This is a genomic window from Caldalkalibacillus salinus, assembly GCF_016745835.1.
Lineage (GTDB): Bacteria > Bacillota > Bacilli > Caldalkalibacillales > JCM-10596 > Caldalkalibacillus_A > Caldalkalibacillus_A salinus.
In genome coordinates, this window is record NZ_JAERVL010000017.1 from 78,024 (window position 1) to 92,108 (window position 14,085).

Below are 14,085 nucleotides of genomic sequence, written 5' to 3' on the forward strand. Positions count from 1 at the left end.
TGTTCATTTTAATCTCTAGGTGGGTAGATTCCGTTTAAAGCGATGTAATAGCGGACCTCAGGGTGTGGTTCGGCTCCTTGTAGGTCAGGAAGGGCAAAGGTATTGTGACCATCTCCACCGAATTTGTTTCCCAGTAAACTAAATAGGGCTGTATTGTTTGAAAGGCTTAACAGTTGACCATTACAAATTGTCCATTCCCGTGGCGCATATAAATAGGGGAATAAGCGAATCTCTCCTAACATCTGATCCATTTCTCTTCACCTCCCTCTATACCTTCCTAATAAATTATAGCAAAAATTAGCAATTTTATATGATAAAAGTTATAATTTTTTTAAATTACTGCAATAAATGCAACTTTTTTCCTAAACATAGCCACTCTATCAACTAAACAGCATAAAAGTAACAGACAACGCGGGATTGTCTGTAAGCAAGGATTTCTTTAATACAATCGAACGAATATTTTTTATACTACGATGGATTTATATCTATTCTATGACCCCCTTACTAGACTTTAACATTGGTTTTAAATATTGATTTTAATGAGCTAACCTCTCAACTTAGGATCAAGTAAGTCTCGTAAACTATCCCCTAATAGGTTGAAACAAAGAATGGTAAAGACAATAAACACTGTGGGGAATAACGCTGACCATGGGGCCATTTCCATATACCGTCGGCTCGCATTTAACATTGATCCCCAGGACGGATCAGGTGGCTGAATACCAAGACCTAGAAAACTCAATGCCGCCTCCGTTAAAATCGCACCGGATAAGGCCAATGTGATCTGAACGAGAAACGGCGCCATAACATTCGGTGTAATGTGCTTCAAGATGATGCCTATAGGCTTCACCCCGATGGCGCGTGCACTCTCGATGAACGCCATATCTTTTACAGCTAACACGGCTGCTCGAACCGTTCTGGTAAAAACAGGTGTAAACACGATACCGATGGCAATCATGTTGTTCGTGAGACTCGGGCCTAACACGGCAACGATGGCCAAGGCGAGTAAGAGGTCAGGAAAAGCAAATAATACATCCATTCCACGCATAATCGTATGATCTACCCACCCTTGCAGGTAGCCAGATAGTAATCCGAAAACCAGCCCCAGTGAGGCGCCAATGCCGACAGAAATGAGGCCGACCATCAGAGAGACTTGCGCCCCATAGACCACACGGCTAAAAATATCTCTGCCCATCTCATCCGTACCGAACCAAAATTGTGCACTAGGTCCCTCTAAATAATGCTCGGAAAACATGTCTGCCGGATCGTATGGGGCGATCCACGGGGCACAAACGCTGACCGAGAAAATAATAAAAATGCCGACCAAACCCATGAGTGCTATTTTATCCTTTTTTAATCGTTGGACTAAGTCCATCAATTTAAATCACCCATTTCCACTCATTTCGTATTAAACATTGTTTTTTATTTGATCTCCCAACCTTTGGGTTCCTGTCTATCGATAAGTAATTCGAGGATCTAAGTAGGCGTAAAGAATATCAACTAGGAGGTTAATCATGACGAAGATGAAAGCCATAAACAATACAGCGCTTTGGACAACTGGGAGATCTCGCTGATGAATCGCCGTTAATACTAGCTGCCCCAAACCTGGTAAGGAGAAAATTTGCTCTACAATGACCGCACCACCTAAAAGATAACCGACCTGCATCCCAATGATAGTCAGAATGGGAATGAAGGCGTTTCTTAGGGCGTGGCGGAATATCACGATTCTTTCAGGTGCCCCTTTGGCACGTACCGTGCGGATAAAATCCTGGCGCAGGACTTCTAAGACGGAAGAGCGTGTCATTCTCATCACCGCGGCGGCCATACCTGTACCCAAAACAAGCGCAGGTAGAAATAATATCTGAAGATTCTTCAGCGGATCTGTCCAATAGCTTACATAGCCGACCGGAGGGTAGTAGGAAAATTGAACTGATAACGTTAAAATTAACAGTGTGGCTAAAGCAAAATTAGGAACTGAGACACCGAGAAGTGCTATGACACGAACACCGAAATCTGTCCTTGTGTTTCTTTTAATGGCGGCTAGAATCCCTAGTGGAATGGCAAGTAACCAGGCAATGATGGAAGCAAACACTGTCAGCTCCACTGTGACTTTAAACCTATTTAGGATGTCTGGTAAAATTGCCTGTCCCGTACGTAGAGAGTGGCCAAAGTCACCCACCAGTACGCCCGATATCCAGTCGATGTACTGGCGATATAATGGCGATGTGAGCCCAAACTCTTCCTGTAGCTGTTCAATCGCTTGCGGTGTCGCTTCTGTCCCAAGTATGATACGCGCCACATCACCTGGCACAATTCTCATAATGAAAAAGACGAAAATGCTTATACCGACCAGAACTGGAATGAACATAAAAACACGACGAACAATATAAGCTGCCACCATTATTCCTCTATGAACGTGTTTAAAAAATTCTCTGGGTGATGAGAGGTCGGTTGGAATCCTTGCACTTCTTGTCTAGACACCAAATACATCTCTGGGGAGACTAAGAAAAGATTAGGCGTAAGGTCGATTAAAGCTTTTTGTGCCTCAGTGTAGATATCGATGCGCGCCACTTCATCACTTGTTCTCTTTCCTTCGTCAATGAGTTGATCATAGTTTTCATCTGAGAATCCCCATACATTAGCACTCCCATTCGTTTCAAAAAAGAAGCCTAACGCACGATCCGGGTCTGTTCCTGCTCCATTCCTCCCCACGAGCATCTCGTGATCTCTGTTGCTCCAGGCATCAATATACTGCCCCCACTCTAGCTGCTCAATTTGTGCGTTAATGCCAATGACCTCAAGCTGTTGTTGTAAAACCTGTGCTGTCTCTATCATATCGGGGTAAGTCGAAGCGGTTGAAATCGTGGTATCAAAGCCAGCTCCGTACCCCGCTTCATCAAGGTATCGTTTTGCTTCTTCTATATCTTGCTGATACAGCTGTTCTTGTGACACGTCATAAGACCAATGACCTAATGACGGTGGTATTGGACCGGTGATGACAGCATCTCCTCGCCAAACCATATCGATTAACGCTTGGCGGTCAATAGCCAAACTGATCGCTTGACGTACCTTATGATTAGAAAAAGGTTCAACATCAAAATTAAAACCAACATAACTATACTGATTTGATTGATACCCATTCACAACCAAATCGTCATGATTTTCTACAAGGGGAATTGACGGTGAAGATAATGGGGTGACGTGTACTTCACCTGTACGGATGGCCGCCAATCTAGAAGACTCGTCTTTCATCGTGACATAATAGATCCCATCTAATCGTGGTTGCCCCTCCATAAAGTACTTATCATTCTTCTCTAACATCACATGCGTATCAGGTACCCACTCCACAAGTTTAAAGGGACCCGTTCCCACCGCCACTTGCATTAAATCTCCGTGCTCCTCCACCACTTCTTGGGGAACAATGGCCGCATTAACACTCGCCACGTAAGATAAAAAGGGGCCATACGGCTCTTCGAGGACAATCTTAATCGCGTACGGAGAGATGACCTCTATGTCCGAGATACGATCGAAGTAGGACTTTGCAATAGAAGCAGTCTCTGGGTCTAATATTCTCTCAAAACTGTACGCTACATCGTTTGCGGTCATTTCTCTCCCATTATGAAACTGAACACCTTCACGTAAATGAAATATGTACGTGACATCATCGGGTTGTTCCCAATCCACAGCTAAGTCCGGTTGCAATGTCATATTTTCATCAAAATCTAACAAACTGTTGTAAAGTTTCTCATAGATTCGTATAGACGAATGGGCCGGAACCTTGTGCGGATCTAAACCAGCTGGCTCCTGATCGTTGGCAAACGATAGTACTTGTTCACCTAGCATGTCCTCTCCACTGTTATTCGGGATGGATACCGTTTCACTCCCATCTTTATCTGCCCCGCTTGAACAACTCACCAGTACAATCGTTGATAATAACAAAAATAAGGTGACGCGTATGACTGGCCGTGAGGATAAATTCATAGCCTTAGCCTCCTCTGTTTTTTAATCTAAGCGAAAATCATTTAAAAATATAAATTTCTATTTTTTATTAATTGCTCTATTCTATGAAACGTTTTTTTAATATATGATCACAGTATGTAAGCATAGAAAAACCCCCATACCTTTCACTACATTGGGGGCGATCTGACCTAAAAATAGATTTCAGGCTAAAATATTAAATTTTTGCGTCGCTCCCTACGATTGAGAGGATGCAACCACTTCTACTTTTATACGATCAGGGTCTTCAAAGTATACGGCATAATGCTCTGGGCCGCCGGCGTAAGGATGCTGATCACGATAAAGGATTGTAACACCTCTATGTTCTAGAGCTGTCGTGAGTTGATCTACTTGTGCTTTGGACTCCGCATGAAAGGCCAAGTGATTAAGCCCTGTACGACACCGGTGATAAGGGACATCGAGAAAGCGGGCTTCGGTTTGGACCAATACAATATAAGTGTCACCTAATGACCAGCTCACACCCTGCTCCCACTGTTGATAGCGCTCATAGCCTAGTTCTTCTAATAACCAACCCCAGAACGTCACTGATAGAGACAAATCTGATACGTATAATTCGATATGATGCAATAAACCTTTTGTCATACTCACCCTCCTAGCCAAAAGTGGTGTTCTTATGATTCAGTCATCTCTTAGGCGTTTTACATTGGCTGCAATCCTACCAAACATACATTCTTCATTTAGAGCTAAAGTCCTGCTTCTCATTCATGAGTGTGGTATTTAGCCATCCCATCTAGTCCGATATATAAAAAAGATAGGTTACCGTTTGTCATGTCTACTTTCATAGAGACAGCGGTAACCTACCTTCAATACGTATCTTTATAAAGATGGTTTGGACCTCAAACTTACCTTTTTATACTTTAAACTTGCTAATCACTTTTTGTAAGCTCTGAGCCATCTGATTCAATGTTTCGGCAGAGGCAGAAACCTCTTCCATAGAAGCTGTTTGTTCTTCGGTTGCAGCAGCCACGCTTTGCGTGTTACTAGCTGACTGTTGGGCGATATTGGCCACATTTTCGGCTTTTTCAACCATGCCTTGCGCGTTTGTATTCACTTGTTTCACAATCGTTGACACGTCCATCGCTTCATTAGCCACTTGCTCAATAGAGTGCACGATTTCGTTAAATACGTCACCTGTCATGTTGACCATATTAATACCTTCATCAACCACTTTTGTTCCATTTTCAATAGAAACAACGGATTTATCTGCTTGCGTTTGAACTTCATCTATAATGTCTCGAATTTGGCCTGCTGCTTCACCAGACTGTTCAGCCAGTTTCTTAACTTCCTCTGCAACGACAGCGAAACCTTTTCCTTGTTCTCCTGCACGAGCAGCCTCGATAGATGCATTTAAAGCTAAGAGGTTTGTTTGGTCCGCAATATCTGTGATCAACGTTACAATGTTCGTGATCTCATTAGATTTTTCGCCTAAGGAATGAACGACTGATGCGGTGTCCGTTACCGTTTGTTGAATGACATTCATCTGTTTGACTGTTTTGGTCACCACTTTATTACCACTGTTGGCTTTTTCGTTCGTGGAATTTGTTAACTGCGTTACGTGCTGAATAGATGAAGAAGCTTGCTCCATTCCTTTAGAAATTTCAGATGCACTTTCAGTAAACTGGATAGCACTATTCACCTGCACATCAGCTCCGGAGGAAATCTCTTGAACGGAAGAAGAGATATGATGTGCCGTATTTTGTGTTTGTTCGGCACTTGCAGATAACTCCTCTGATGTCGTTGCCACTTCTTCTGAATTGGAGTGAACTTGACCAATTAAATGACGAAGGTTAGCGGCCATCTGATTAACAGCTTTAGAAAGCATGCCGAACTCATCATTAGAAGTGACAGATACCTCTTGTCTTAAATCTCCGTTGGCAATCGCCTCTGTTGCTGACATGAGTTTTCTTAGTGGATTGTTAATAGAGTTCGTGATCCAAAGCATGAGCGCGATACCGAACACGATAGCAATGCCTATGATGACGATAGTCGTGATATAGATACCCTGACTCGCTGATGCAATCTCATCCATATCGATCGTACCCATAACAGTCCACCCTGTTTCTGGGTTAGTAAGGTAGACGGCTTGCATTTGTGTGCCATCATCGCTTGTATACTCAAACTGGCCTGCAGGGCTTTTTTGGAGATCTTCAACTAAATCTGGGTCGGCTTCCGTCCCTGCTTCAATTGTAGGGTGCGCAACGTATTTATAGTCTTGGTCTAAAATGGTCACATAACCATTTTCACCGATGGAAATACTACCTACTTCGTTAGAAAGGTTGTCCAAACTTAATACAATACTCACAACACCGGAACCGTCTTGCGCTGCTGTAGATGGAACGACAATAATCTTACCGTCCTGGGCAACAAAAGCGTTCCCAACAAAGAATTCTCCTCTATTATTCATGGCATCTATATACCAATCACGTTCTCTTGGGTCAAAGCCATCCGCGAAATCTTGTTGCGGAGAGTTAAGGAGCATCCCTCCAGACTCTGCATACTGAACATGGTCATATTCCTTTTTAACAGCCTTAACTGGGTCTATGATCATTCTCACATCGGGACTCGCCCATCCATCGACCATACTGCCTTTTACTGTACTAGATAGATACTCTAAGTCTTCAAATGTAGTTTGGATCAATTGACTTAAATCATAGTTAACAGCATCAATTTTCTCTTCTGTATTGTTCATGATCTGATCCGTTATTTCTCCATCAGCACTTTGATAAGAAAAAATACCTAGTGCACCCGTAGGTATGAGTAAGATCACTAAGAAAGCAATAATCAGGCGATTTCTTACTGTCATGCTTGTATCTAGCTTAAATTTGTCTTTCGGGTTGGAAGGTTTCTCCTTCCCTGTTCTGGGCGGGGTGTCTTGACTCGACTGAGCTTTGTTCCCCTTTTGGGTTTGTTGTTGAATGCGTTTCTGTAAGTCTTTCAATCTACTTCACTCCTATCCTTGTGCCTATCCGGCTATAAGTTTCTTTTTAAAGTATGTGTCTCTCCTATGTATTGATAGACCATCATATCATACAACAAATTTCTACAAATTATCCACGCTGGTAAAAGTGTCATTGTTTTAAAAAAACGGGATTATAGACCTAGTTTTAATCTTTAAATTTCCATTTGCATTGACAGTATATTTTTGTTAGCGAAAAATTATGAGTCTTGCTATTACGCTTTTTATAAAGCCAAATGTGTAGATCTGAAGCTGTAAAAATTAGTGAATGAAATTTCTGTAAAATGAGTCTTTTATACTATTTTTCGTATTTGACAGCTTTTAAATTTATCGGTTATAGTTTAGTAGATTTTACCTACAAGCGGATAGGAGCGTGGTAACAAAATCACACTTAGAGAAAGAGACTGATCCAAAAACTGGTTAAAAAGTCTCTAGTTTTCAAACTCTTTAGAGAAACTATACTTTAGGAGGGGTTCATTATTTTTACTCAATTAAAAGGTAAGCGTCAGTTTCGTTTAACAGTCCTTATTTTAGTCTTATTCGTCGCTTCATTTAGTCTAGTTCCAACAGGCGCGGCCGACTCTCACATTTCGCCAAACGGGGTAAAAACGTTGTATCCGGATGGCATGTTTGACCCAACCGGAACATGGAACCTCGGGACACGTGCTGGAGACTATGTTTATGCAGCCGGTATGAGAGGGATTGACCCTGAAACGAACAACATAGTTGAGGACCCTGTAGAACGTGTACGTCAAGCATTTGAGAACATGAAAACGATCGCCGAATCTGAAGGGGCGACACTTGAAGACACGACTCGTATTGTGGTTTTCGTCACCGATATGTATAGGTATCGTCCAATCGTGAATCAGGTACAAGAAGAACTATGGGGCGATGGTCCTTATCCTCCACGTACCATCGTTGAAATTGACCGCTTGAATCAGGACGACATCTTTGAGGTACAAGGTACATTCTACGCACCTGAAGAAAGACAAAACAAACATGATAAAGTCCACACATTATATCCCGCGGGTGCGATTGAACCAACGGGCACTTGGAACTTAGGAACCCGTGCTGGAAATAACGTGTATGTGGCTGGTATGAGAGGGATTGACCCTGAAACAAACACCATTGTTGAAGATCCTGAAGAACGCATCCGTCAAGCGTTTGAGAACATGAAGGTCATTGCAGCAGAAGGTGGCGCGGGACTTGAAGATGCCTCCCGTATCGTCGTTTACGTGACAGACATGTATAGATACCGTCCACTTGTTAACAAAGTGCAAGAAGAACTATGGGGAGACGGCCCTTATCCGCCACGTACCATTGTTGAAGTTGATCGTCTGAACCAAGATGATATCTTTGAAGTTGAAGGCACATTCTATGCGCCAGAAAAGAATACCAAGGCGGATGTCATAACCCTTTCACCAGAAGGCGCGATTGAACCAACGGGGACTTGGGACCTAGGGACGCGTGCTGGAGATAACATCTATGTCGCCGGAATGAGAGGCATTGACCCTGAAACGAACACGATTGTTGAGGACCCTAAAGAACGCATCCGTCAAGCGTTTGAAAATATGAAATTAATCGCAGAATCTGAAGGCGCAACTTTACAGGATGCCTCTCGCATCGTCGTTTACGTGACAGATATGTATCGATACCGTCCACTTGTCAACGAGGTGCAGAAAGAGCTATGGGGAGACCGTCCTTACCCTCCACGTACGATCATTGAAATCGATCGTCTGAACCAAGATGACATATTCGAAGTGGAAGGGACTTTCTACGCACCTGTAGCAGAGTAGAAGCAAAGTAAGCAAAGAAAACATCATCAAAAATCTCATTTATAGAGCTATAAGAGCCCTCTTCATCTAAGAAGAGGGCTTTTACTGTCTCTTTTTATTACTGTTGTTAGGTGTGTTTTTACTGAGATGTCCTGAATGATTTATCTGTTAATATTACTAGTTAATATTACTCTTAATTCGATTATGAGCGGTGCTGCTTATACACGCTTTGCTTTGAAATGTCCTCAATAGCTTTGATTTCAGCAGGGGTAAGTGGCGAAGTATGGGCCGTTTCAAGAATTTCCTGAAGTTGTTCAAGGCGACTCGCTCCCGGTATCACTGTGGCCACAGCGGGATGATTGAGCGTATAGCGTAAAGCTAGTTGGGCAAAGGTACGGCCACTTGATGCCATACGTTGCAACTGAGGTAAGACATCCTTTAATTCATGCTCGGAGTGGTCCAAGTAACCTTTTTCCGTTAGTTTATTCTCCCACCGATCTGTTAATAATCCTTTGGCGACAGGTCCACGCACGATCGCACTAATCTTGTTCTGATGCATGAGGTCGAGTGTTTCCTCTTCTGGACGTCGATCTAGGATACTGTATTGCGTAAGGATAGAGACAATATTTGATCGTTTGACGTATGCCTTAATCACATTAGGACGAATAGAGGAAATGCCGTAATAACGGATCCACCCCTCTTGCTTCAGTTCCTCAAACGCCTCTATGGTTTCATCAATCGGGTCATCAATCGTTCCCCCGTGTAATTGGTATAAATCTATATAATCTGTCTGCAGGCGCCGAAGGCTCTCTTTTACACCTGATTTAATGTGTGCTTTACTAGGGTCCCAATACCATCCGTCCCCGTTTTCGCTCCAGCGGTTCCCCACCTTCGTCGCCAGGATGACGTCCTGACGCTTCCCCTGTAACGCTTGACCGACAAGTGTTTCATTATACCCGCGTTCGTATAGGTCCGCAGTATCTAAGAAGTTAACGCCTTGGTCTATGGCCTCGTGAATCATGCTGATCCCTTGCGCTTCACTCTCACGTTCAAAGGACATACACCCTAACCCGATCTCACTGACATATAAGTCGCTTTGTCCTAACTGATTTTTCTTCACTTTTATCTCTCCTTCATTTTCTCATTAAAGCTTGTCAAAAAGTCTTTATGTAGAGAACACCCTTGATATCTGCTATACACCAAGATCACGTCCAAAAAAACTAGCCCATGAACGACAATATCGTCCCGACTAGTTTTGAGGTGTGAGGGAATTTATTTTAGAGACGATTCTGCAAGGTTAGCGTCGTCGTCACCTCGAATGTAGGCGATCTCTTCTTTGTACTGCCCGAAAGGCGTTTCCAAGATAATAGGAAGGTCCTTGATGGCTTCATGGTGACAAATATCGCGTAGCGCTTCCTTTGGAATATGTCCGTCTGAAGCACCTATGTTAGCATGACGGTCTTTTCTCGCACCTAAATCATATTTGGAGTCATTGAGATGCAGCACCTTCAATCGGTCTAGTCCTACGATGCGATCAAAGTCCTTCATGACAGTATCAAAATCATTGACGATATCGTAACCATACGCAAAGTTATGGCAGGTGTCCATACATACACCGAGAACATGACGCTTGTCTTCATCTACCCCTTCTATAATTTGGGCAATCTCTTCAAAGCTGTTACCGACTTTACTTCCATCACCAGCCATCGTTTCTAATAAAACATTGACCTGCTCCTCACCAGTTAAAATTTGATTCAAGGAGCGAATGATATTATCCACCCCAACCTCAACACCTTGTTTCACATGCGACCCTGGGTGAAACACTAAATTCGGAATGCCGAGGTATTCAGTACGCTTAATTTCATCGGCGAGCACTTCTTTCCCAATATTCCGTGCCTTGGACTCTCCTCCTAAATTAATATAATAAGGGGCGTGGACCACAACATCTTTAATATCTAGCCCATTTTCTTTCATCAGATCAAGGGCTTCTTCCTTATGAAATTTTGAAATATCTCTCGCCTTGCCTCCACGGTTACTTCTCGTGTAAATCATAAAGCTTGTCGCTTCATAAGATAGGCTCTCTTTTACTGCTGCGAGTAGTCCTTTTCCAGCAATACTAACGTTAGCACCAATTTTTAACATGTCAATATCTCCTTTGACTTCTACATTACTCTCCATATTTACAGTGATATTAGCATTATAGCATTCTTCCCATACAAAAATAAGTATGATGCTTGATTTGGCATCACGATCTCAGTGTTTCCTCCCTAAAAGCAAAGCCACTAGGTTTTACAGACACATCCCCAGGGTTGGCGCGTTCTAAAACATCAGATTTAAGGGCACCTCCCCAAATTAGGCTCTTACACAGGGCATGAGTCTATAGCATAGTGAATCATAACGCCATACACTTTAGTGAAAACACCTATTAGAGGAGCATGATCAGAGTGCTCTAAAATTGTCTAAGAAAATCGCTTTGATTGCTTTAATCGTTTTATCACTGAGTACATCCATGACATTAATCAGGAAAGGACGATGCACATGTATACCGAGGATACAAACCGTCAGCAAAATATACCGGGAGGACCTGGCGGATTCCAGCCATTCTTTCCACCAGGCCAAACACCTGGTTTTCCACCCGGACGGCCACCCGTTTTTCAGCCTAGTCCCACTCAACCAACACCACGCCCACCGGGATTTCAATTTCCGTTTGGCCAGTTCTTTGGTGGGGGACAGATAGGTGCACCAACATCTCCACCACCAGCATTCACCCCGGCGAAACCCCAATTTACAATCCAAGCCGTTGACCCCGGTGCCATACGCGGATGCTTATACCGTTTTACCTTTATATGGACGCGTGGCGGAGGTTCCTTCTGGGCCTTTCCAATCTTCGTTGGTCCTCAATCCATCGCTGGCTTTCGTTGGACTGGATTTGGTTGGGTTTTCTTCGGCCTTGACTTGCGTTTTATTGATTATTTCCAATGTTACTAAACATAAAAATGAACGACTCACCATGCCCCCAAAACGAGTAACCTGCTCCGTTCATGAGCAGGTTACTCATCTTTTATGGTCGGTAGCGCAATTGTAAATGTTGTCCCTTTGTCGACCTCACTTTGAACAGCAATCTGCCCATCCATCTCTTCGACGATCCTGTAACTGGTCATCATGCCTAATCCAGTCCCTTTTTCCTTTGTTGTATAAAACGGTGTGCCGAGCTTTGCTAATGTTTGGGTGTCCATGCCCACACCCGTGTCACTCAATTCAATATAGACATGGTCCTCTTCTTCTTTTAAAGTCATCAAGAGTTGTCCACCTTGTGCCATCGCTTCAATCGCGTTTTTTATCAAGTTAATCAGCACTTGTTTGAGCTTTTTAGGGTTCCCACGCACCAAGGATACAGGTTCAAAAGTCTTGTGTAGCTGAATCTGGTGCTCTTCAAATGTATTTTGGTACAGAACCATCAGCTCTTCTAAGATCTTTTGGACATCGATCTCTTTACAAGTCTCGTTATCTTTGGTACTAGCCAGATGGAGTAGATCCGTCACAATCTCATTAACCCTTTCAATCTCCTCGATAATAATAGGGAAGAATGACGCTTGTTCCGTATGTTGCTCATTCCCTTTCCTGTATTTTAGACTCTCTTGTTTCTGTTTATTTCTGAGCATTTGCATGAAGCCTTTAATCGTTGTAAGCGGGTTCCGTATCTCATGAGCAAATCCTGCTGCCAGTTGGCCAACGGCTTTTAGCTTTTCGGTACGGATCAGTTCGCGTTCCATCTCTTTTTTCTCGGTTAAATCACTGAAGACGACAAGGATATCATCGATTTCTTCAGGCTGGTCTAATTTTGGCAGGCTAGAGACACTAGCGAAAAAGCAGCGGTACGCTTGGTCCATATGGCACTCAAACTCATGCCTCGTCGTCACTTCTCGCGTCGGATCTAAGCTTAGTAGCGAACAGTGTTCAACGAATGTACGTAACCGCTCATTATTTTTAGCCATTTCGCTCACTTTCTTCCCTAGTACGTCTTCTCTTTTGATTTGAAAGATATCTTCACATGTGGCATTGAACGTCGTTATTTGCCCGTTAGACTTGTGAAAAGCAAAGACACCATTATCTGTTGTTTCTAAAATAAGGGTAGACTTGCGATGACCTAGCTCTCTCTCTTCAAGTTTCTCTACCATTTGGTTAAACGTTGTATTCAATTGATCGATTTCTTGGTAAGACGTCATGTTTAACGGTTTTACTTTTTTTCCTGCTGCAAAATCAGTGGTGACGTTGACGAGATCTTGGACAGGATTTAGGATACTTTCACCTAATTTATACACTGCTATCATGGTCATGAATAACATCATAGAAAATAATAGAATATAGCGTTCAACAAGCTGATCTAGAGGACCGAGCCACTCTTCCTCTGGTGTGGAGATGACGACATACCAATCATGATCAAAGCCATGTTGGTGCTCTATTGGTGCAATCGCATTCAATGTCCCCTCCGCCTCATTGGTAAACAAAGCATTAGATTGCGCTAATTGTTTAATGTCTGCCGTTGTCAAATCGTTCTGTTCAATATAGTTGTCTACAAGGATACGGTCTAACTCAGGATGTATAATAACATCCCCGTTACCGTTAATCAGGAAAGCAAAGCCATTTAAACCGATATTCTCTTGTTCTACACGGAAGCTATCGATTTTTTCCCATAGGTAATTGAGGTCAAATGACGGCGCAATAACACCCATCGGATCCTGATCATCGTTATAAACCATAGCCGCTATAGGTAAAACCGGACTATTATAATCGGGAGACATATAGATGTCAGAAATGTACGCACCATGCTCTAAGGTTTGCTGGAACCATGGCTTATCATATAAGTTCATGCCATATGCCACTTGGTCTGTGTGAACGTCTACATTGCCATTCAAATCAGTCAGGATACTAACAAAATAAACATCCCTCATCTGTATAAAATGTTCCATTTGTTCTAGAATCTCATCTTTGCTAGATTCTGGATTTGTAATAATAGGATTACGTGACAGTAAAGTCACTTCGGCAATTCTCTCAGCAATGAGATCATCTATAGACACTGCGAGCGTATTCGCATAGATATTTAGCGTTTGCTTGACTTGTGTATGTAAATCATCTTTTTGGGATTGAAAAGTAAAAAACCAAATAAGGGTCATAGGAATGGCTGTAATAAGTAAAGAGAAAACCATTAACTTCGTGCGGAGTGTTTTTGAGATCAACGTAAGCACTTCCTCTATGCTTCGACAAATTAAGACATTATTTTTCTCTTCTTTCATTATAAACAAACCCTATTGGAAAACAAAGACTCAATTCGTTTAGCTG

Annotated in this window: 11 protein-coding genes; 2 read left to right on the forward strand and 9 right to left on the reverse strand. The window is 42.7% G+C overall.

Features of this window, described 5'->3' with window-relative positions; translation table 11 throughout:
* Nucleotides 1-8: 8 nt before the first annotated feature.
* The 6 genes from JKM87_RS11315 to JKM87_RS11340 all read right to left on the reverse strand — a co-directional run bounded on the left by JKM87_RS11315 (nucleotide 9) and on the right by JKM87_RS11340 (nucleotide 6,952).
* The gene (locus JKM87_RS11315; protein WP_202080478.1) at nucleotides 9-251 is read right to left on the reverse strand and encodes a phage tail protein; all 243 of its coding nucleotides are present in this window, start codon (nucleotides 249-251) and stop codon (nucleotides 9-11) included.
* 293 nt (nucleotides 252-544) lie between these two features.
* A complete protein-coding gene (locus JKM87_RS11320) occupies nucleotides 545-1,372 on the reverse strand; it encodes an ABC transporter permease (RefSeq protein ID WP_202080479.1) in 828 nt (275 codons plus the stop codon).
* 78 nt (nucleotides 1,373-1,450) lie between these two features.
* Nucleotides 1,451-2,395, reverse strand: coding sequence for an ABC transporter permease subunit (locus JKM87_RS11325; protein WP_202080480.1), 945 nt, complete (start codon nucleotides 2,393-2,395; stop codon nucleotides 1,451-1,453).
* A gap of 2 nt (nucleotides 2,396-2,397) precedes the next feature.
* The gene (locus JKM87_RS11330; RefSeq protein WP_202080481.1) at nucleotides 2,398-3,978 is read right to left on the reverse strand and encodes an ABC transporter substrate-binding protein; all 1,581 of its coding nucleotides are present in this window, start codon (nucleotides 3,976-3,978) and stop codon (nucleotides 2,398-2,400) included.
* A gap of 213 nt (nucleotides 3,979-4,191) precedes the next feature.
* Nucleotides 4,192-4,596, reverse strand: coding sequence for a VOC family protein (locus JKM87_RS11335; RefSeq protein WP_202080482.1), 405 nt, complete (start codon nucleotides 4,594-4,596; stop codon nucleotides 4,192-4,194).
* A 268-nt stretch (nucleotides 4,597-4,864) separates the two neighbouring features.
* Nucleotides 4,865-6,952 carry a methyl-accepting chemotaxis protein gene (locus JKM87_RS11340; protein WP_202080483.1) on the reverse strand — a complete coding sequence of 696 codons (2,088 nt, stop codon included), beginning with the start codon at nucleotides 6,950-6,952 and terminating at the stop codon, nucleotides 4,865-4,867.
* Nucleotides 6,953-7,596: 644 nt separating this feature from the next.
* Here JKM87_RS11340 and JKM87_RS11345 point away from each other — a divergent pair.
* Nucleotides 7,597-8,766, forward strand: a complete 1,170-nt coding sequence (locus JKM87_RS11345; RefSeq protein ID WP_202080484.1) for a RidA family protein — start codon at nucleotides 7,597-7,599, stop codon at nucleotides 8,764-8,766.
* A 181-nt stretch (nucleotides 8,767-8,947) separates the two neighbouring features.
* Here JKM87_RS11345 and JKM87_RS11350 read toward each other — a convergent pair whose 3' ends face one another.
* Entirely contained in the window at nucleotides 8,948-9,865 is a 918-nt protein-coding gene (locus JKM87_RS11350; protein WP_202080485.1) for an aldo/keto reductase, read from the reverse strand.
* Nucleotides 9,866-10,017: 152 nt separating this feature from the next.
* Nucleotides 10,018-10,887 (reverse strand): deoxyribonuclease IV, encoded by an 870-nt coding sequence (locus tag JKM87_RS11355; RefSeq protein WP_202080532.1) that lies wholly within the window; start codon nucleotides 10,885-10,887, stop codon nucleotides 10,018-10,020.
* Between the two features lie 396 nt (nucleotides 10,888-11,283).
* On the opposite strand from JKM87_RS11355, the gene JKM87_RS11360 reads away from it, so the two are divergent.
* A complete protein-coding gene (locus tag JKM87_RS11360; protein ID WP_236838768.1) occupies nucleotides 11,284-11,733 on the forward strand; it encodes a hypothetical protein in 450 nt (149 codons plus the stop codon).
* Between the two features lie 62 nt (nucleotides 11,734-11,795).
* Here the strand turns inward: JKM87_RS11360 and JKM87_RS11365 are convergent, their stop codons facing one another.
* Nucleotides 11,796-14,039 carry an ATP-binding protein gene (locus JKM87_RS11365; protein WP_202080487.1) on the reverse strand — a complete coding sequence of 748 codons (2,244 nt, stop codon included), beginning with the start codon at nucleotides 14,037-14,039 and terminating at the stop codon, nucleotides 11,796-11,798.
* Nucleotides 14,040-14,085 lie beyond the last annotated feature (46 nt).

Bases quoted from the DNA above. Each gene is read 5' to 3' on its own strand.
- JKM87_RS11315 (WP_202080478.1), bottom strand. From the start codon at position 251: ATGGATCAGATGTTAGGAGAGATTCGCTTATTCCCCTATTTATATGCG.
- JKM87_RS11320 (WP_202080479.1), bottom strand. From the start codon at position 1,372: ATGGACTTAGTCCAACGATTAAAAAAGGATAAAATAGCACTCATGGGT.
- JKM87_RS11330 (WP_202080481.1), bottom strand. From the start codon at position 3,978: ATGAATTTATCCTCACGGCCAGTCATACGCGTCACCTTATTTTTGTTA.
- JKM87_RS11335 (WP_202080482.1), bottom strand. From the start codon at position 4,596: ATGACAAAAGGTTTATTGCATCATATCGAATTATACGTATCAGATTTG.
- JKM87_RS11345 (WP_202080484.1), top strand. From the start codon at position 7,597: ATGTTTGACCCAACCGGAACATGGAACCTCGGGACACGTGCTGGAGAC.
- JKM87_RS11355 (WP_202080532.1), bottom strand. From the start codon at position 10,887: ATGTTAAAAATTGGTGCTAACGTTAGTATTGCTGGAAAAGGACTACTC.
- JKM87_RS11360 (WP_236838768.1), top strand. From the start codon at position 11,284: ATGTATACCGAGGATACAAACCGTCAGCAAAATATACCGGGAGGACCT.
- JKM87_RS11365 (WP_202080487.1), bottom strand. From the start codon at position 14,039: ATGAAAGAAGAGAAAAATAATGTCTTAATTTGTCGAAGCATAGAGGAA.